Origin of the sequence: Pseudomonas sp. PLB05, from assembly GCF_021106615.1 — a bacterium.
GTDB classification, from domain to species: Bacteria; Pseudomonadota; Gammaproteobacteria; order Pseudomonadales; family Pseudomonadaceae; genus Chryseomonas; species Chryseomonas benzopyrenica.
The window spans coordinates 177,054-192,624 of record NZ_JAJOHO010000006.1 but is presented as its reverse complement, the minus strand read 5'-3'; the positions used below and the strand labels follow the sequence as shown (position 1 = coordinate 192,624).

The window sequence follows — 15,571 nt, the reverse complement described above, 5'->3', positions numbered from 1 at the left end:
CCTGAGCTCTTTCGTCGATCGGATCGCCTGGCGCGTGAAGGAAATGCGAGAACCTGAATGCGTGGCCAGATCGCATTCGTTCATGTTCCCGCACCAATTCCTCAACCAACTGCCCCCTAACCGGTTAGGTCGACGTTAAAGCTAGGACGCCTTCGGTGGCGCGGTGACGCACTCGAGAGTTCTTCACCGCGCTGAAGGTCTGGTAATGCGCCTGCCTCTCCAGTCTCCACTACTACCGCGACGGGGATCCTGCCCACCTCTTGAGAAGGCAATGGTGGCTTCGGCAGATCCTCGGCAGGTAGATCACCTGGCGCTTCGCCGGCTCGCAAAGGGCCGGCGTCCAGCTTAGGCGCTATCAACCCGGCGGATGGCCTGGCAAAGCTCTCTACCGACATACCACGCTCGGCCATGAGTCCCAGGCTCGCCAACTCCAACAGGCGCTTCACCCGTTGCCGGCCCGGGAGCCGCATCAGCTCGGCTTGAAGCATTGGAGCCGTACCGTCCCGAAATTTGACGTTCAGCCTCAGCGCAAGATCGTCCGGCGCATCGCTCATCTCCTGGCTCCCTTATCAGTGATTGAGCCAATACCCGAAGGCGTTGGAGATAACCGGCTCACTGGCGGCGAGAATCTTGGACAACGGGAAGATCTCCTTCGCTGCGGCGCTATAGCAGGTGCCGCCGCCGCCACCGATCAAAACGAAGTCGATCGCCTCGCCATCGAGGAAGCGCATCTGCTGCTTCATGTTCGATAGCGCCTTGGGCACAACAGTCATGACCGCCTGATCCACGAATGGCTGCAGGTCCACCTTGCTGCCATACAGCTGGATGTATGGCTTACCCCGCTGCAAGGCAATCTCGATTTTGTCGCGACCAGGGCCCGGTCCACCAAACTCTCGGGCGATCAGGAGATTGATAGCCTCAAGCAGAGCGCTCATTGCCTCCATGGACGAATCGCTGGAATCGCGAACGATATCCCCACGGCGGAAGACCACCCAATCAACCGAGAAGAACCCTGGGTCCAGGACCAGGATTACGCCCTCATCGAGGTCGTCCGGGCTTTCGTAGGTGCTGTAGATATAGTTGAGGGTCCCAACCGGCTGCGGCAACACAGTGACCTTCTGGACAGTGATCTCACGCTGCGGCGCTACCTGATGAACACCCGTCAGTTGTGCGGTCAGCCGCTCGACCAGCTGCGAATTGCGCATCTGGCTGACCGGAAGGCCGGTGATGAGGTGGTCGATCTCCGTTCGACCGTCCCGGCACGCGTCGCTGATCGACGCGTTGAACAGCGCTCGGTAGCTCTTCGAGGCGGGATAGTCTGCATGCAATTCCCGCGTGACCCCGGCTCGGCCGGCGCTTAGAAACGCCGCCCAGGGTTCGCCATCGAGAGTGACATAGTGCTCCCCCTCCTTGAGTACCGCGTTGCCGTTGAGGCTTCCTAACGGCGCTGCCTGAGCAGGGGAGATGAATTGGCGTGGCGAGGCCTCGTCGGCATAGCCTTCGACCCGCTTGACGTTGGAGTAACCGATATCGAGGCCCACTACGTACGGAGCGGCGTTCTGGGATTTCTTACTCATGCATGCACTCGCTTGAAAGGGTTCGCAACGCGTCACGTCCCGCAATGGTCAGCCAGGCGTCCTGGAGGACGCCTGGCGCAAGCACGCCCTGGCAGGGCATTCGCCAACCCCAAACCGCCGCGCAGGCGTCCTGTAGGACGCCTACTGGTCAATTCGGGAGCACCTCGCTTCGCCCTCCTCTCTGTAGGCGTCCTGCAGGACGCCTACAGAGCACGTTGACCATTGCGGTGGGCAACGAGGCGTCCTACAGGACGCCTCGGACAAGAGTGCCTATTGCTTCTTTCCTTCTTTTCCCAATTCACGCCCTCAGTGGGCGCGAATTCGCTAAAGCCATGCTGATTGGGGTGCTTGAATGGCGGTATGCCCTATTGCAAGACATTCGTATGGGTTGTTTGTAAAGATCGGAGTTAACCAAACCGGACTTTTCCATACTTAATGACTATACAAACGGATGTATTGTTTTTTCACTGGTCTCGGCGTGATATCTCATCCAGCCATACTTAATGACAATACAAACGGATGTATTGGCTTCTTGAAATGTAGCAAAGCAGGTAACAAATCAGCCCTCCGAAGGCCTCTCAAAATGGTAGCTAAACGCAAGAAATTTCAGATCTCCACCGACATTGTCAATAGTATTGCCAATCTCAATGCTTCCCCAAAAAAACAGCTCAGGGCTTTCCGTGGGAAGACTGGAAACGGTCATATTTCCCATACTTATTTACAACCTAAACGGATGTATTGTCTTGCTTCTCCTTATTGACAACCCAAACGGATGTATTGGCTTCGCCGATTCCATCCGCTAGACCAGGACGCTCCCATAGTTATTGACAATACAAACGGTTGTATTGGATTCCAAGAATAAGGCGGGATTGCTAATGGATTCGCCATACTTAATGACAATACAAACGGATGAATGGGTCTCGCGACTTAGTGCTCTTCAAAGTCAGATGTGCGCAGAAACCGCTTAAACCACCGTTCCGCCGATCCGCATGCTGAGTGACATCCGCCGAGTTTTTTACATACTTAATGACAATACAAATGGATGTAGTGTGATTCCTGTGGCCCGAACTCAGCTAAACGAGAAAAACCATATTTAATGACAATCTATACGTCCATATTGGTTCTCGTTAAAAAGCCGCTTTTATGACCCCCTTTTTCCAGTCGTTCGCTAATGACAACCCGAACGTCCTCCTTGTAAATAGATAGGATATGACAATGACCCCTTCAATCGACCCCCAAACCAGCAACGGCCTAATTTCCCGTCTTTATGGGCAGGCTATAACCTCATTGGATGAGGCCCATGAAGCCCTGCGTGATGAGGCTTTGCGGCTAAGGGACGAATACTTCCAAGCGGCCAAAGCCAGAGCCGATGGAAAAATCATCTATCGACTGATCGACGTGCGTGGCAATGGCAAGGGATCTGTGTCGATTGCCTGGTGCAAGGTCTATTTCTTCAACGGCGAGGGGGGGAAGAAAAAGCATGCACGCTCCCCAATCGCTAAGGGGTTGAGCCATTCCTATGCCGCCAGCACAGTCACGTTCGGAATGGAGACGTGGTTCGTCGAACTGTTCCATCTGTATGAGCCCAAGCTGGCCATAATCAGGGAGCAGCTCCTGAACCTTGGCAAGGTGCGAAAGCAATTGCTGATGCAGCAGCGCAAGGTGAACGCCAACCCGCCGGTTGCCTAGTTGCGTTTCCAGAAGTACCGGTACGGTGATCCTTTTCCAGACAGCAAGGACCGGTTTATGAAACGTCCACCAGAAATGGATCACCCCGTCATCGTCGATCGTGTCGACCTGGACATGTGGGCCGACCTCTACTTTCAAGCCTATTGCGGCCAGCCGAACGCGGTGGCGCTATCAGACTTTCTCAAGCAGCCCTACGCCTACCTGCACGAGGCCGGCCTCCTACAGGTAGATCAGCAAGAGCCGGAGTATCCAGTCTTGCTGCCGGTCCGCACGAACATCGCCCGGCAGATCCAGGATGAGTGGGCAGCGGAGCAAGAGACGAAGCTGGCGCGCAGCTCGGCGAGGCGCCATCTCACACTCATACGCGGTTCGATGCGCTGACACCGTGGTCGCCAGGGAGGTAACTGGAAAGGGGCCGGCAGCTTGCTGCCGGTAGCGGGGCCCCGGCGTCTGCCCATGTGAACGGTTCAACTCTGCCGGGCTGTGCGATCGACGACCGGCATCGGGTGTGAATTAACATCCAGTCAGCAGCCGCGAGTGCCATCCTCTCTCTCTCAGAGTTGGGGGAAGACAGATGGCGGTACGGTCCGTAGCGCGAACGACGGTGGGCACTGGCCTCGTGGCGGTGGCATTTGCCATTGTCTGCGAAGGTGCCCGATGGCTTCATGCAGCCAGAAATGGACTGCTACCTGCTGACCTCCCTGCGCCGTTTGATTCGGACCCTGTGATCGCCCTTCTCACCGCAGCCAGTTCCATCGCGACGCTGCTGCCTGGCTGCATACTCATTGCTCGCCACACCGGTTAGCTGAAATCAGGCACCAGCGTGCGATCACCTTCCTGAACGAAAGAATCTTTCGCTTCGTCTTCCCTGCCGTCCGTCGCTGTCAAGCTTGCTGGATCGTTCCTCCCTGATTACTGTCTATTTATACAGTACCCCTAAAGGAGGCCATCCCATGTCCATTTCTCCCCGTATCCCTCGTCTCTGTCACCGCTGTCCCGATCGCTCTGTTGAGTACCAGAAGGTCATGGCTTCAGGGATTGAGCAGGTGGGCCGCTATGGACATGCTTGGTGATGAGCAGGACAGCTTCGAACAGCAGCAGTCCCTGTTCCGTCCCACGGAGCTGACGTACTGCCGTAACCTCGTTGATCTGCTGACTGAAGAACTGGACCAGGTACGTCAGTGCCTGGGGCAAGCCCAACGCGCCAATCGCGTTCTGGTCGCTGAGCGGGATGTCCTGACGGCGGAGGTACAGCGCCACCGACTGCGCTACGTCCAATTCGTCCAAGAGGAAAACCAGCGCCACGTGCCCCGGGGTGACCGGCTCATTCCGGACGACCGCGACGATCCCCTCTCGCGTGCCCAGCGTCATATCCTGCGGCTAGAGTCGATGAACTCCGTCCTGCATGCAGATCTGTTCAAATTGCGTGCGCAGCTGCAGGTCATGCTCACCGAGCGCGGCAGCTCGCCGTCGGCGCCGACGGGGGTGCAGCATGGATAACGCGGCCACCAATGTCGTTGCGCTCGACTCTCTGCTCGACAGTCGCCGTGTGTGGCGCGGGCAAAGTCCGCATGTGGACGACGCCAGCACGCAGCCAACCGGACACTCGGCGCTCGATGCCCAACTGCCGCTCGGCGGGTGGCCTGATGCAGCGCTTACCGAAATCCTGAGCGCTCGACCGGGCCTAGGTGAGCTCACGCTCGTGTGGCCGACATTGGCACGCCTCACTGCCGCCGGCGAACGCGTCGTGCTGATCTCTCCCCCGTATCTGCTCTACCCGCACGCCTGGCTGCAGGCCGGCGTCGACCTCGGCCGGCTGAGCGTCATCCAGGTCCAGGGCAAGGACGTGCTGTGGGCCGCTGAGCAGTGCCTGCGCTCCGGTAGCTGTGGTGCGGTGCTCTGCTGGCCCAGCCGGGCGGACGATCGCGCGCTGCGCCGGCTGCAGGTGGCTGCCGAGACCGGACAGACCCTTGCCTTCGCGTTCCGCCACCAGCGGGAAGCGGTCAACGCGTCACCTGCAGCGCTGCGCCTGGTGCTTGAGGGTTCACCTCAGCAGTTGCGAGTGCTCAAGTGCCGCGGCGGCAATCCACCGGCAACGGCGCTTGCGCATCGGGTCTGGCATTGAGGGACGACTGCCATGAAATGGGCCTGCATTTTTTTCCCCCAGTTCGCGCTGGACGGTGTGCTGCGCAATTGTCCTGACCCGGACGAACCCCTGGTACTGCTCCACGGGCCGATACAACGCCGGATCATCAAGGCGGCGAACCCGGCGGCGTTGGCGCTCGGCCTCCGGCCGGAGATGACCTACACCGCTGCTCAGGCGATCTGCCCGCAGTTTGCGACGGTGGAGTACGACGAAGCGGCGCTACGGCGCCAGCACGAGCTGCTGGCGGCCTGGGCCTATGGGTTCAGCTCGCAGGTGAGCCTGCATTTCGCCGACGCCCTGGTGCTCGAGGTGCAGTCGAGCCTGCCGCTCTTCGGGCCCTGGCCAAGATTTGAAGCGCGCCTGCGCCAGGAGCTCACGGCGCTGGGCTTCGGCCACCGGATCACCCTTGCGCCCAATCCAGCCGCCGCCCGGGTACTGGCCAACGCCGGCGACAGCCTGGCAGTTCGGGATGAAGCAGGCCTTGCCAGCGCTATGCGCACGCTGCCGGTGGCGCTTCTGGGCTTCGAGCCGGAGATCGTCCAGGCCTTGAGTCGCATGGGGCTTCGGCAGCTCAGCCAGGTGTTGGCGCTGCCCCGGGCGCAGCTCGCCCGGCGCTTTCCGCTGAGTCTGCTCAATCACCTCGATCAGATGCTGGGCAGCAAGGTCCTGCCCCTGGAGTTTTTCCTGCCTCCGACCACCTTCAGGCTGCGGATCGAGCTCAACTTCGAAGTCGAGTCGACCCAGGCCCTGCTATTTCCCCTGCGTCGCTTGACCTCGGATCTGGCCACCTACCTCGCCGGCCGGGACATGGGCGCCCAACGCTTCACCCTGCGTCTCGAACACCGTGAGGCGCCGACAACCGAGATTGTCGTGGGTCTGCTGGCACCCGAGCGGGACCCTGCGCTGCTGTTCGAATTCGCCCGGGGGCGCCTGGAGCCTACCCAGGTGGTTGAACCGGTACTCGCGATCGGCCTGGTCGCTGACGAACTGCCCTCGTTCGTCCCTCAGCACCGCGGCCTGTTCGATGAACGTCCGCAACAGACCGTGAGTTGGGAGCAGCTGCGCGAGCGGCTTCGCTCTCGCCTGGGCGACGACGCGGTCTATGCGGTGGGCGCCCAAGGCGATCACCGGCCGGAGCGGGCCTGGCGGCGAGACACGCCTTCGCTGGCGCTCCAGGCATTGGGACCGAATCGGCGGCCAGGGTGGCTGCTACCGGCGCCGGAGCCCCTGGATGTCGATCAGTCACGGGTCCTGAGCGGGCCCGAGCGGATCGAGAGCGGGTGGTGGGACGGTGAGGATGCCCGTCGGGACTACTACGTGCTCGAGCTCGCCGACGGGCGTACGGCCTGGGCCTTCCAGTCGCCTGCGGAGGGGCCGGGCTGGTGGGTGCAGGGGTGGTTTGCGTGACACCCGGCTATGCGGAGCTGCACTGCCTGTCGAACTTCAGCTTCCAGCGCGGTGCTTCCAGCGTCGATCAGCTATTCGAGCGTGCCAGGGTCATGGGCTATGAGGCGTTGGCCATAACCGACGAATGCACTCTCGCCGGCATCGTCCGCGCCTGGCAGGCATCGGAGAAGCATGGCGTCCGGCTGATCGTGGGCGCGGAGTTCCAGGTCGCCCAGGGCCCCAAGCTCGTGCTGCTGGTGCAAGACCTGCAGGGCTACCAGCAGCTGTGCCGGCTGATCACCCTGGCCCGTCGGCGCGCGGACAAAGGCAGCTACCGCCTGCTGCGCGAGGACCTCGACCAGGTCGCCGGCCTTATCGCGCTCTGGGTACCGGAGCGCGACGCCGAGGCAGAGTCAGCGCGCTGGCTCTTGGAGGTGTTCCCCGGCCGGCTGTGGATTGCCGCCGAGCTCCACTTCGATCAAGACGACCAGGTGCGGCTGCAGCAGCTCCAGAGTCTGGGTGCGACCTTGGGCGTAGGGCTGGTGGCCGCCGGCGACGTGCACATGCACTGCCGCGGGCGCCGGGCCCTGCAGGACACCATCACCGCCATCCGCCATCACGTCCCGGTGGCGGAAGCTGGCCAGCTGCTCTTCCCGAACGGGGAGCGCCACCTACGAACCCGTGAGGCCTTGGCTAGGTGCTATCCGTCCGAGCTGCTGGAGGAGACCCTGCACATTGCCGAGCGCTGCACCTTCAACTTGGCGGAGCTCCGTTACCAATACCCCAGTGAGGTGGTACCCGAAGGACACACCGCCACCAGCTGGTTGCGTGTGCTCACTGAGGAGGGCTGCGCCTGGCGCTGGCCGGAAGGTCTGTCGCCTCGGCTACGTGCCCAGATCGAAAAAGAGCTGCAGCTGATCGCCGATAAGTCGTACGAGAGCTACTTCCTGACGGTGCACGACATCGTCCGCTTCGCACGGCAGCAGGGAATCCTCTGCCAAGGGCGCGGCTCGGCCGCGAACTCTGCCGTCTGTTTCGCCCTGGGCATCACCGAGCTGGATCCGACCCGGATCAACCTCCTGTTCGAGCGCTTCATCAGCCACGAGCGCGATGAGCCGCCGGACATCGACGTCGACTTCGAGCATGACCGCCGGGAAGAAGTCATCCAATACATCTTCCGCCGTTACGGCCGGCAGCGCGCCGCGCTCACCGCGGTGGTGTCCACCTATCACGCCGCAGGCGCTGTGCGGGACGTGGCCAAGGCCCTGGGCCTGCCTCCGGATCAAATCACCGCGCTGGCGGACTGCTGCGGCCGCTGGACGGACAACCTGCCGCCACCAGAGAGACTGCGCGAATCGGGCTTCGACCCTAATAGCCCCCTGCTCCACCGGATCCTGGTGCTCACCGGCGAGCTAATCGGTTTCCCGCGGCACCTGTCCCAGCACCCGGGCGGTTTCGTCATCGCCGACCAGACACTGGACACCCTGGTGCCGGTCGAGAACGCTGCCATGGAGGGCAGGACGGTGATTCAGTGGGACAAAGACGATCTCGACGCGATGGGCCTGCTCAAGGTCGACATCCTCGCCCTGGGCATGCTCAGCGCCCTACGCCGCTGCTTCGACCTGGTCAAAGGCTACCGAGGTGAGGAGCTGACCCTGGCTACCGTGCCTCAAGAGGACAAGCCGACCTACGCGATGATTAGTCGGGCCGATACGCTCGGGGTGTTCCAGATCGAGTCACGTGCCCAGATGGCCATGCTGCCGCGGCTGAAGCCACAGACCTTTTACGACCTGGTGATCGAGGTGGCCATCGTCCGCCCGGGCCCCATCCAGGGTGGCATGGTCCACCCGTACCTGCGCCGGCGGACCGGTCAGGAGGAGATCAGCTACCCGCCGGAGCTGGAGCGCGTCTTCGGCCGGACCCTGGGTGTCCCCTTGTTCCAGGAGCAGGTGATGGAGCTCGCCATCCTTGCCGCCGACTACACGCCGGGGGAAGCCGATCAGCTGCGCCGCAGCATGGCGGCCTGGAAGCGCCACGGCGGGCTTGAGCCGCACCGGCAGCGGCTCACCTCGCGCATGCTCGCCAACGGCTATACCGCGGAGTACGCCGCGGACATCTTTCGGCAGATCGAGGGGTTCGGCAGTTACGGCTTTCCCGAGTCCCACGCGGCCAGCTTCGCCCTGCTCACCTACGCCAGCTGCTGGCTCAAATGCCATGAGCCGGCAGCGTTCGCCGCGGCGCTGATCAACTCTTATCCCATGGGTTTCTACAGCCCCGACCAGATCCTACAGGACGCCCGGCGGCACCGGTTGCAGACCCTGCCGGTGGACGTGACCTGCAGCGACTGGGATTGCAGCCTCGAGCCTGTTGCTGAAAGCCCGCAGCCGGCGATCCGGATGGGCCTGCGGATGGTGCGAGGCCTCGCTGAGAAAGCCGGGCGCGCGGTTGAGCAGGCCCGCCGGCAGCGACCATTCCGCGACGTCACCGACCTGTGCCTGCGCGCAGGCCTCGATGCCAAGGCCCGGGAGTGCCTGGCGGATGCAGGTGCACTGAAGGGCTTAGCCGGGCACCGGTTCCAAGCACGCTGGGCGATGGCCGCAATCGAGCCGCAGCTGCCCCTATTCGCTGAGGGCGCTGTCGTTGAGGAGGAGATCCAGGAGCTAGTCGCCCCGACCGTGGGTGAGGACCTCTATTCGGACTATGCCTCCCTGGGTACCACCCTGGGGCCGCACCCGCTCACCTTGCTGCGGCCGGAGCTGTCGGCCCGGCGGCTGATGAGCTCGCATGAGCTGAAGGAGCGGCGTCATGGGCAGCCGGCCCGGGTTGCTGGCCTGGTGGTCGGCCGGCAGCGTCCAGGCACTGCCAGCGGCGTGACTTTCGTAACGCTTGAGGACGAGTACGGGATGGTGAACGTGGTGGTGTGGCGAACCCTGGCGGAGCGCCAGCGGCGGGAGCTGGTGGCGTCACAGTTGCTGCGAGTGGATGGAACGGTAGAGACGCGCGATGGCGTGCTGCACATTGTGGCCGGCCGCTTGGAGGACATCAGCGAGCTGCTGCAGGGTCTCGATACGCGAAGCCGAGATTTTCATTGACCGCATCTTCGATGCGGACAGGTCTCGAATAGGCAGAATGCGCGAGTGACGTGGAGCCGTAGGCGATGCTTCAAGGGCGGAAGTATACCGCCTGGGATACTTCCGCTATACCGCCTGGCGCGGGGTGTCTCCAGGGCATGTGAATCTTGCTTGCCCTGGTGGACTGCCAGGCGTGAAGCCTTGCTACTGAAGGCCTATAGGGTCTCGCCCGACCATCGCCATTCACGTGGCGCTTCCGCCTCCCCGTAGTTAGCAGCGAGCACGTCTGCGAGGTGAGACGGGGTGCAGGGCGTGTCGTACGTTGGCGCAGCCATCCAGCGCTCCAAGGCACTCTGCAGTTCGGCAAATTCATCGGCGCCGATGCCGTCGAAATCCTCAGGCCGGAAGATGTTGCCATCGACGGCCGTTGGGGTGAGGTCTGCGGACAGGAACATCGCCAGAGCACCATCCACCGGCGCAACGAACAGAGACTCGCTGTCGACTTTGGCAATGGTGCCGGCCGGCGCCGCAGCGAGGATCGGCGCCACCTGGTTCCAAACCACAAGTAGCTGCTGGAAGGCTGGGTCTTCGGCTCTGGAGTAATAGCGGTGGACGCACAGCTGTAGCGGCAGAGCCGGAGTCGAGGAGGTGTTGGGGGTCTGCATGGGAAGCTCCGTCAGCATCGTTGAATAATGCTGGCCAACGTCCCATAGGTCTTCAGATACGCAAGCCGCGTCGGGCCGCCGGCTCGGTTTGCGGATTCGGTGCTACATTCTGGAAGTACCCAGACCGAGATTAGTCTGGGAGCAACCAACCTAGAGCCTTTGCTGAAATGCAGCTGATAGCCAGAAGCCAAAGAAACTCTCGGACCTTAAATAAAGATCCACGACGCAAAGCAGAGCGATGCCACTCAGGGAAAGTAAACCCCTAAATCTGAATTACTCACTTTGATTACGCACCCACTCACTACTTAAGCAAAGTACCTAAGGAGCTTCCATGGCAGGATTACAGCCTTTACTTATTTTTAAGTCAGAAGTTGCTCGCGTGAATGAGCTTTATTGGTCGTCCGCCTATGCATATAATCGCACATCCAAAATTTTAAGTTTCCTGGAAAACAGCGGCAATTGCGGCTCCTCCGACCCTTTGGTCAAAGAAATTTGGGGTGCAAAAGAGTACGCACTGGATCGCGTGTCGAAAAAAAATCTGTCAGATTTTTCTGACATCTTGTTGGTAAAAAACCTCGAAGCATTGAGGACAAACTCAATTCTTCACTTATGTTCCGCCTTCGAGAATGCACTCTCTGGATATTATTTCTTGTGCTCTTTATACGACGGGCGTAAAGGTGATCCGAGCTATACTGGTGATGATGTCCCCGCACTCCTAAAAAACACCCCAATATTTGAAAGCCGCAAAAGGCAAATCTTAAAGATCCTGGATTCGCCGAGCTCTCCACTTAAAGGAAGGTACAAACAAAGATTAACGTTATTTAGCAGTACTTGGGGAGTCACGCTGTTCTCCGGCGTAAGCTCCACAAGGCTCCACGGGTATTATCAAACTCGTAATAAGATTGCGCATGATCAAGGACTAGGATCGCCGGACAATCCAGAGCACAGTGCTGCAGAGGTATTGAGTAACCGCGTTTTACTTACCGAGGCAAAATGGAAACGGATGATTCATGATTTCCAGGAAGTACTGGAATTCTTGGACGATCAGGTTTCACTCGGAGTTGTCAAAGACAAAGGGTTAGCACTAGCGGTTTATAGAACATTGCACCGAGATGGTCCTATGATGACTACAGATCTTATGAAAAAGCTATCTACGGAATGGCGTCTTGGGCAGATCCGAAAAGATCGGCTCAAGAAAATTGTTGAGGACCTCGGCGGAAAGTTTACTCAAGTGAGCGGAAACAATTTCCAAGCCTCCTTGTGAGTTTTTACAAATAACAGCCAGACGCAGTGGACTCGGTGTCGGCTTATGGTCGATAGCTGCCATCCGCTAAGGCCTGTTTTGGATCAATAGCAGCCCCTAGGCTGTGCCCATACCTTAGGGGCCATTCATGAGTTTTTCCGGAAGGTTCTGCAAGCGGTTGTAGCTATTTCAAACAGAAATCGGCATGGTCGCGTGAATCGCAACCAATAAGCGCAAAGTTATTGAAGTCTATAGCTGACGATTAAGGCATTCGCCGGCTTAGGGTCACCATTGTCGCGGCAACCGATACCCGCCAGATTCATTGACACCCTCCACGCCTCGTTGCAGCAGACTTCAGATCCCGTCGTATCCTGCGGTACCGGACCTGAACGGCTTCCACTCTTCCTCCGGCGCGCCGAGCTTGCAGATAGCCACGGTGACCTTCTGGCCAATGGCTGGGTCCGGCGGTTTGACGGCGAGGTGGCGGTAGGGGGTGTAGTCGGGCACCCACATACTGGAGCTCTGGCTCCGGTGGTATTCCCAGATGCCGTACCCGTTGACGGTACTCACCGAGCGCTCCAGGTTGATTACTCGACCACTTTCAAGATGGATCACCAGCATTGCGCACGCCTCACGAATTGAGGCGTGATGATACCGCGCGGTGCCGGGATGGCCGGTAGCAGGTCGTCAGGTGACGTAGAGTACGACTACAGATTACGGCTCGCCGCGCGTTGGGGTACCGTGCCGTCCGGCGCTGGCCGGTATCTGCCAGGCAGCAGGCGTGGCAGACGACTACAGATTCTGGCCGGCGGGACAGGCGTAGGAAATGAACTCGCCGCCCACCCACTCCTTGCCCATCTCGCCCGGTACCAAGGGGATGCCCAGCGTCGCGAAAACCGGCCGAGCACCGACACATTCCTGGACGTACAGGACGGTGTACGCATAGCCCTTGGCATCCGCGATTTCCGCCAGTTCGTTGATGGACACGAAGTGGTCAGACTGGAACGAGTAGTCGAGGCAGGAACAGCCATGGCCATCGATCTTTCGCGGCCGGGCGTCTGGGGCAGCAAAGCGTTTGAAGGCGGTGGCCAAGGTGTTGTCCCGGGCGACCCTGTCCTTGAAGTCGAGGTAGCACAGGAGCGAACAATTCCCGTACCAGAGCGCCTTGATCTGGAAACCCTGGCGCCAGTTGACCCAGCCTACCTGGCTGGTGATCTGCGGGCTCCACTTCGGAAGTTGTTCCACCGCGGCTTTGAGCTGTTCAACCGGTACCATGTTCGGGTCTCCATCAGGTGATGGCCTACCCTCTCACCGATCCGGAAAACGCAAGGCCTGCCGTGGTCCGGCTGGTGCCATGCCGCTAGACTGGCATGTGCTGCAGATGCTGTGAGTTGCGATGAAGATCTGGACGGATGAGATGATTGCCCTGCTCGGCACCGAGAGCGATACCGCCCTGGGCGACCGGTGGGGTATGTCGCGCATGACCGTGGCGCGCAAGCGGCAGACGCTGGCCATCGCGCCCTACGACCTGAAGCAGGGCGGCTTCCAGCGCGAGACGCTGTTCCGGTGGAGCCCGGAGAACCTCGCCCTCCTTGGACAGGAACCCGATGCGACCGTCGCCAGGCGGCTCGGCATCAGCCGGCGCGCGGTCTACCTGATGCGCCTGCGCCAGGGCCTGGCCCCGGCGAAGCGGGCACCGCGGGTGCACAGTCTGCCCCCGGAGGCCGTGCCGCTACTGGGCAAGTTGCGAGACGCCGAGCTGGCTCACCGGTTCGGGATTCCTGACGATTTGGTGTACCGCGAACGCAAACGGCGCGGCATTCCAAAGCTGCACGTCGAACAGCCTCTGAGCGAAGCGCTACTGGCTGAGCTGGGCACCGATAGCGACCGGGCAATTGGCTTGAGGCACGGCCTGCACTACAGCAAGGTGAGAGAGCTGCGCCTGAAGCGCCAGATTCCTGCGTATAAGCGACCCAACCGCAAGAAGATGGCCGCCGGCGGTAGCGCCACTGTCGGTGGCCACCGTCGCTAGCCCGCCGCCGCTTATAGCCGCCTTTCGCTCCTCTGTCCGCTTCTGCCCCGCATAGACCCTGCCCCTCATCCGCACCGCCGCTACACTCCCGCGTCGGCGTCACCGGCAGTACGGAAACGCAACAGCGCCCGCCCGGTGATACCGGACCTTCCCCCTTACAACGGATCTGAGACCTCATATGCTTCGGCAGCTAGCAGTAGCCCTTGCGTTGACCCTCCCTACCCTCTCCTTCGCTGAAACGATCGACTGCCGCGTGGTGGGCGTGCACGACGGTGACACCCTGACGTGCCTGACCACCGCCAAGCAGCAGATCAAGGTTCGGCTTGCGGAGATCGACACCCCTGAGAGCAAACAGCCCTACGGCAACCGCGCCCAGCAATCCTTGGCGGCCATGGTCTTTTCGAAGGATGTTAGCCTGGACGTCCAGGACACTGACCGATACGGCCGCCGGGTGGCGCGCGTGTACCAGGGCAATACGGACGTGAATGCCGAGCAGGTGCGCCAGGGCGCCGCATGGGTCTATCGCCAATACCTGAAGGATCGATCGCTGCTGGACCTGGAAGCGCAGGCCAAGGCGCAGAAACGTGGTCTGTGGGCGCTACCGGAGGCGGAGCGGGTACCGCCGTGGGAGTGGCGCCGCGCCGCGCGTGATCAGCGACAAGATGCGCAAGCTGGAGAGGGCGAGCCGCCGGCGGCAGTACCGCCGAAGCGACCCGCGTCCTTTTCTCAATTTGGCGGATCGGAGGGCGCCAGCGCCGCGGGATCCTTCAGCTGCACACCACTCAAAGCCTGCAGGCAGATGACGAGCTGTGCGGAGGCGAAGTATCAGCTGCAGCACTGTGGCAATAGCCGGATCGATGGCGACCACGACGGGATACCGTGCGAAGCCATCTGCCGGTAGTTGGTGACTAGCGGCCGCGGATGGGGCCTTCTGCCGGATGCTTCGCGGTATGGGCCGCGATCAGCTGGTCGAGGAGGGCGACGACGTCCGGACGACCGAGCAGCTCACGCCCCACGACCGCTGCCGGCTTGAACACGCGGCCGGCCTTGCGGGTGTTCCAATCGCCGATCACCACGTGGATGCCCTGCACCTGGCCTACCGGGGGGAGCATGCCCCAGGTCTTGGTGTGGCTGGCATAGGTCAGCAGGGCGCCAGCAAGCTCTTCGTGCAGCGCCAGGCGCGCTGCGTGATCCTTCGCCGCCTCGTAGTTGGTCAGAGCGTATTGCAGCACGTCCCACGCCTGGATGCCGTTTGGCAGCGGCAGGCCACCGCGCTGGCATGCGGCGCGGTAGCCCTCGACCGAGAGCTGTGTGACCAACCGGGCGCCGTGCTCCGGATTCACCGAGTAGATCCAGACCGGCACCGTGTTGGTGGGATTGCCCTGCACCACCGCGTTCCAGTCCGCCTGCTGGGTGGCCGCTTCGAAGCGCTTTCTCTCCGCTTTCTTGATGTCGTCCATTACCAGGCCCCCTACTCGTCCAATCCAGTATCGCCGACGCCTTTCCACAGCCGCTCAGCGACCTGGCGGATCAGCACGAGATCGTCCTGTGTGCTTGCCGAGTCGGGTAGGTGACCGATGAACGCCAGCTGCGCAATTTCGCGGCAGAAGTCCGGGCGCGAATAACCGGATGCCAGCAGGCCCTGGTAGGCCGTTTTGCCGAGCAGCCGCTCGGCCGCGGCGTCGAAGTGTTTCTGGGTAGCCATGTTCCGAATGCCTCGAGCGTTGTGGGAGATCCGTTCCACGCTATCGAGCATTTGAAA

Annotated in this window: 15 protein-coding genes; 9 read left to right on the top strand and 6 right to left on the bottom strand. The window is 61.1% G+C overall.

Annotation, left to right across the window (positions count from 1 at the left end):
* Nucleotides 1–569: 569 nt before the first annotated feature.
* Nucleotides 570–1,577 (bottom strand): ParM/StbA family protein, encoded by a 1,008-nt coding sequence (locus tag LRS53_RS22470; RefSeq protein ID WP_231357398.1) that lies wholly within the window; start codon nucleotides 1,575–1,577, stop codon nucleotides 570–572.
* Nucleotides 1,578–2,792: 1,215 nt separating this feature from the next.
* On the opposite strand from LRS53_RS22470, the gene mobI reads away from it, so the two are divergent.
* The 6 genes from mobI to LRS53_RS22440 all read left to right on the top strand — a co-directional run bounded on the left by mobI (nucleotide 2,793) and on the right by LRS53_RS22440 (nucleotide 9,890).
* On the top strand, nucleotides 2,793–3,266 hold the full coding sequence (mobI, locus tag LRS53_RS22465; RefSeq protein ID WP_017642837.1) for a conjugative transfer protein MobI(A/C): 474 nt from the start codon (nucleotides 2,793–2,795) through the stop codon (nucleotides 3,264–3,266).
* Nucleotides 3,267–3,323: 57 nt separating this feature from the next.
* Nucleotides 3,324–3,647 (top strand): hypothetical protein, encoded by a 324-nt coding sequence (locus tag LRS53_RS22460; protein WP_026084055.1) that lies wholly within the window; start codon nucleotides 3,324–3,326, stop codon nucleotides 3,645–3,647.
* 675 nt (nucleotides 3,648–4,322) lie between these two features.
* On the top strand, nucleotides 4,323–4,766 hold the full coding sequence (locus tag LRS53_RS22455; protein ID WP_017642839.1) for a hypothetical protein: 444 nt from the start codon (nucleotides 4,323–4,325) through the stop codon (nucleotides 4,764–4,766).
* Nucleotides 4,759–5,391, top strand: a complete 633-nt coding sequence (imuA, locus tag LRS53_RS22450) for a translesion DNA synthesis-associated protein ImuA (RefSeq protein ID WP_017642840.1) — start codon at nucleotides 4,759–4,761, stop codon at nucleotides 5,389–5,391. Before LRS53_RS22455 ends, imuA begins: the two co-directional genes overlap by 8 nt.
* Before the next feature lie 12 nt (nucleotides 5,392–5,403).
* Nucleotides 5,404–6,819: a Y-family DNA polymerase gene (locus tag LRS53_RS22445; protein ID WP_017642841.1), complete on the top strand. Its 1,416-nt coding sequence runs from the start codon at nucleotides 5,404–5,406 to the stop codon at nucleotides 6,817–6,819.
* A complete protein-coding gene (locus tag LRS53_RS22440) occupies nucleotides 6,816–9,890 on the top strand; it encodes an error-prone DNA polymerase (RefSeq protein ID WP_017642842.1) in 3,075 nt (1,024 codons plus the stop codon). The genes LRS53_RS22445 and LRS53_RS22440 overlap by 4 nt, the downstream gene beginning before the upstream one ends.
* 194 nt (nucleotides 9,891–10,084) lie before the next feature.
* On the opposite strand, the gene LRS53_RS22435 is transcribed toward LRS53_RS22440, so the two are convergent.
* The gene (locus tag LRS53_RS22435; RefSeq protein ID WP_017642843.1) at nucleotides 10,085–10,534 is read right to left on the bottom strand and encodes a hypothetical protein; all 450 of its coding nucleotides are present in this window, start codon (nucleotides 10,532–10,534) and stop codon (nucleotides 10,085–10,087) included.
* Between the two features lie 331 nt (nucleotides 10,535–10,865).
* On the opposite strand from LRS53_RS22435, the gene LRS53_RS22430 reads away from it, so the two are divergent.
* A complete protein-coding gene (locus LRS53_RS22430; protein WP_157225869.1) occupies nucleotides 10,866–11,798 on the top strand; it encodes a hypothetical protein in 933 nt (310 codons plus the stop codon).
* Between the two features lie 333 nt (nucleotides 11,799–12,131).
* Here the strand turns inward: LRS53_RS22430 and LRS53_RS22425 are convergent, their stop codons facing one another.
* A complete protein-coding gene (locus tag LRS53_RS22425; protein WP_017642845.1) occupies nucleotides 12,132–12,398 on the bottom strand; it encodes a hypothetical protein in 267 nt (88 codons plus the stop codon).
* 171 nt (nucleotides 12,399–12,569) lie between these two features.
* Nucleotides 12,570–13,052: a hypothetical protein gene (locus tag LRS53_RS22420; protein ID WP_017642846.1), complete on the bottom strand. Its 483-nt coding sequence runs from the start codon at nucleotides 13,050–13,052 to the stop codon at nucleotides 12,570–12,572.
* A gap of 121 nt (nucleotides 13,053–13,173) precedes the next feature.
* Here LRS53_RS22420 and LRS53_RS22415 point away from each other — a divergent pair, with 121 nt between their 5' ends.
* Nucleotides 13,174–13,809 (top strand): hypothetical protein, encoded by a 636-nt coding sequence (locus LRS53_RS22415; RefSeq protein WP_017642847.1) that lies wholly within the window; start codon nucleotides 13,174–13,176, stop codon nucleotides 13,807–13,809.
* 208 nt (nucleotides 13,810–14,017) lie between these two features.
* A complete protein-coding gene (locus LRS53_RS22410; RefSeq protein ID WP_231357397.1) occupies nucleotides 14,018–14,710 on the top strand; it encodes a thermonuclease family protein in 693 nt (230 codons plus the stop codon).
* A gap of 7 nt (nucleotides 14,711–14,717) precedes the next feature.
* Here the strand turns inward: LRS53_RS22410 and LRS53_RS22405 are convergent, their stop codons facing one another.
* Together LRS53_RS22405 and LRS53_RS22400 are read right to left on the bottom strand one after the other, a co-directional pair.
* Entirely contained in the window at nucleotides 14,718–15,269 is a 552-nt protein-coding gene (locus LRS53_RS22405; protein WP_231357396.1) for a hypothetical protein, read from the bottom strand.
* 11 nt (nucleotides 15,270–15,280) lie between these two features.
* Entirely contained in the window at nucleotides 15,281–15,514 is a 234-nt protein-coding gene (locus LRS53_RS22400) for a hypothetical protein (RefSeq protein WP_231357395.1), read from the bottom strand.
* Nucleotides 15,515–15,571: the final 57 nt, after the last annotated feature.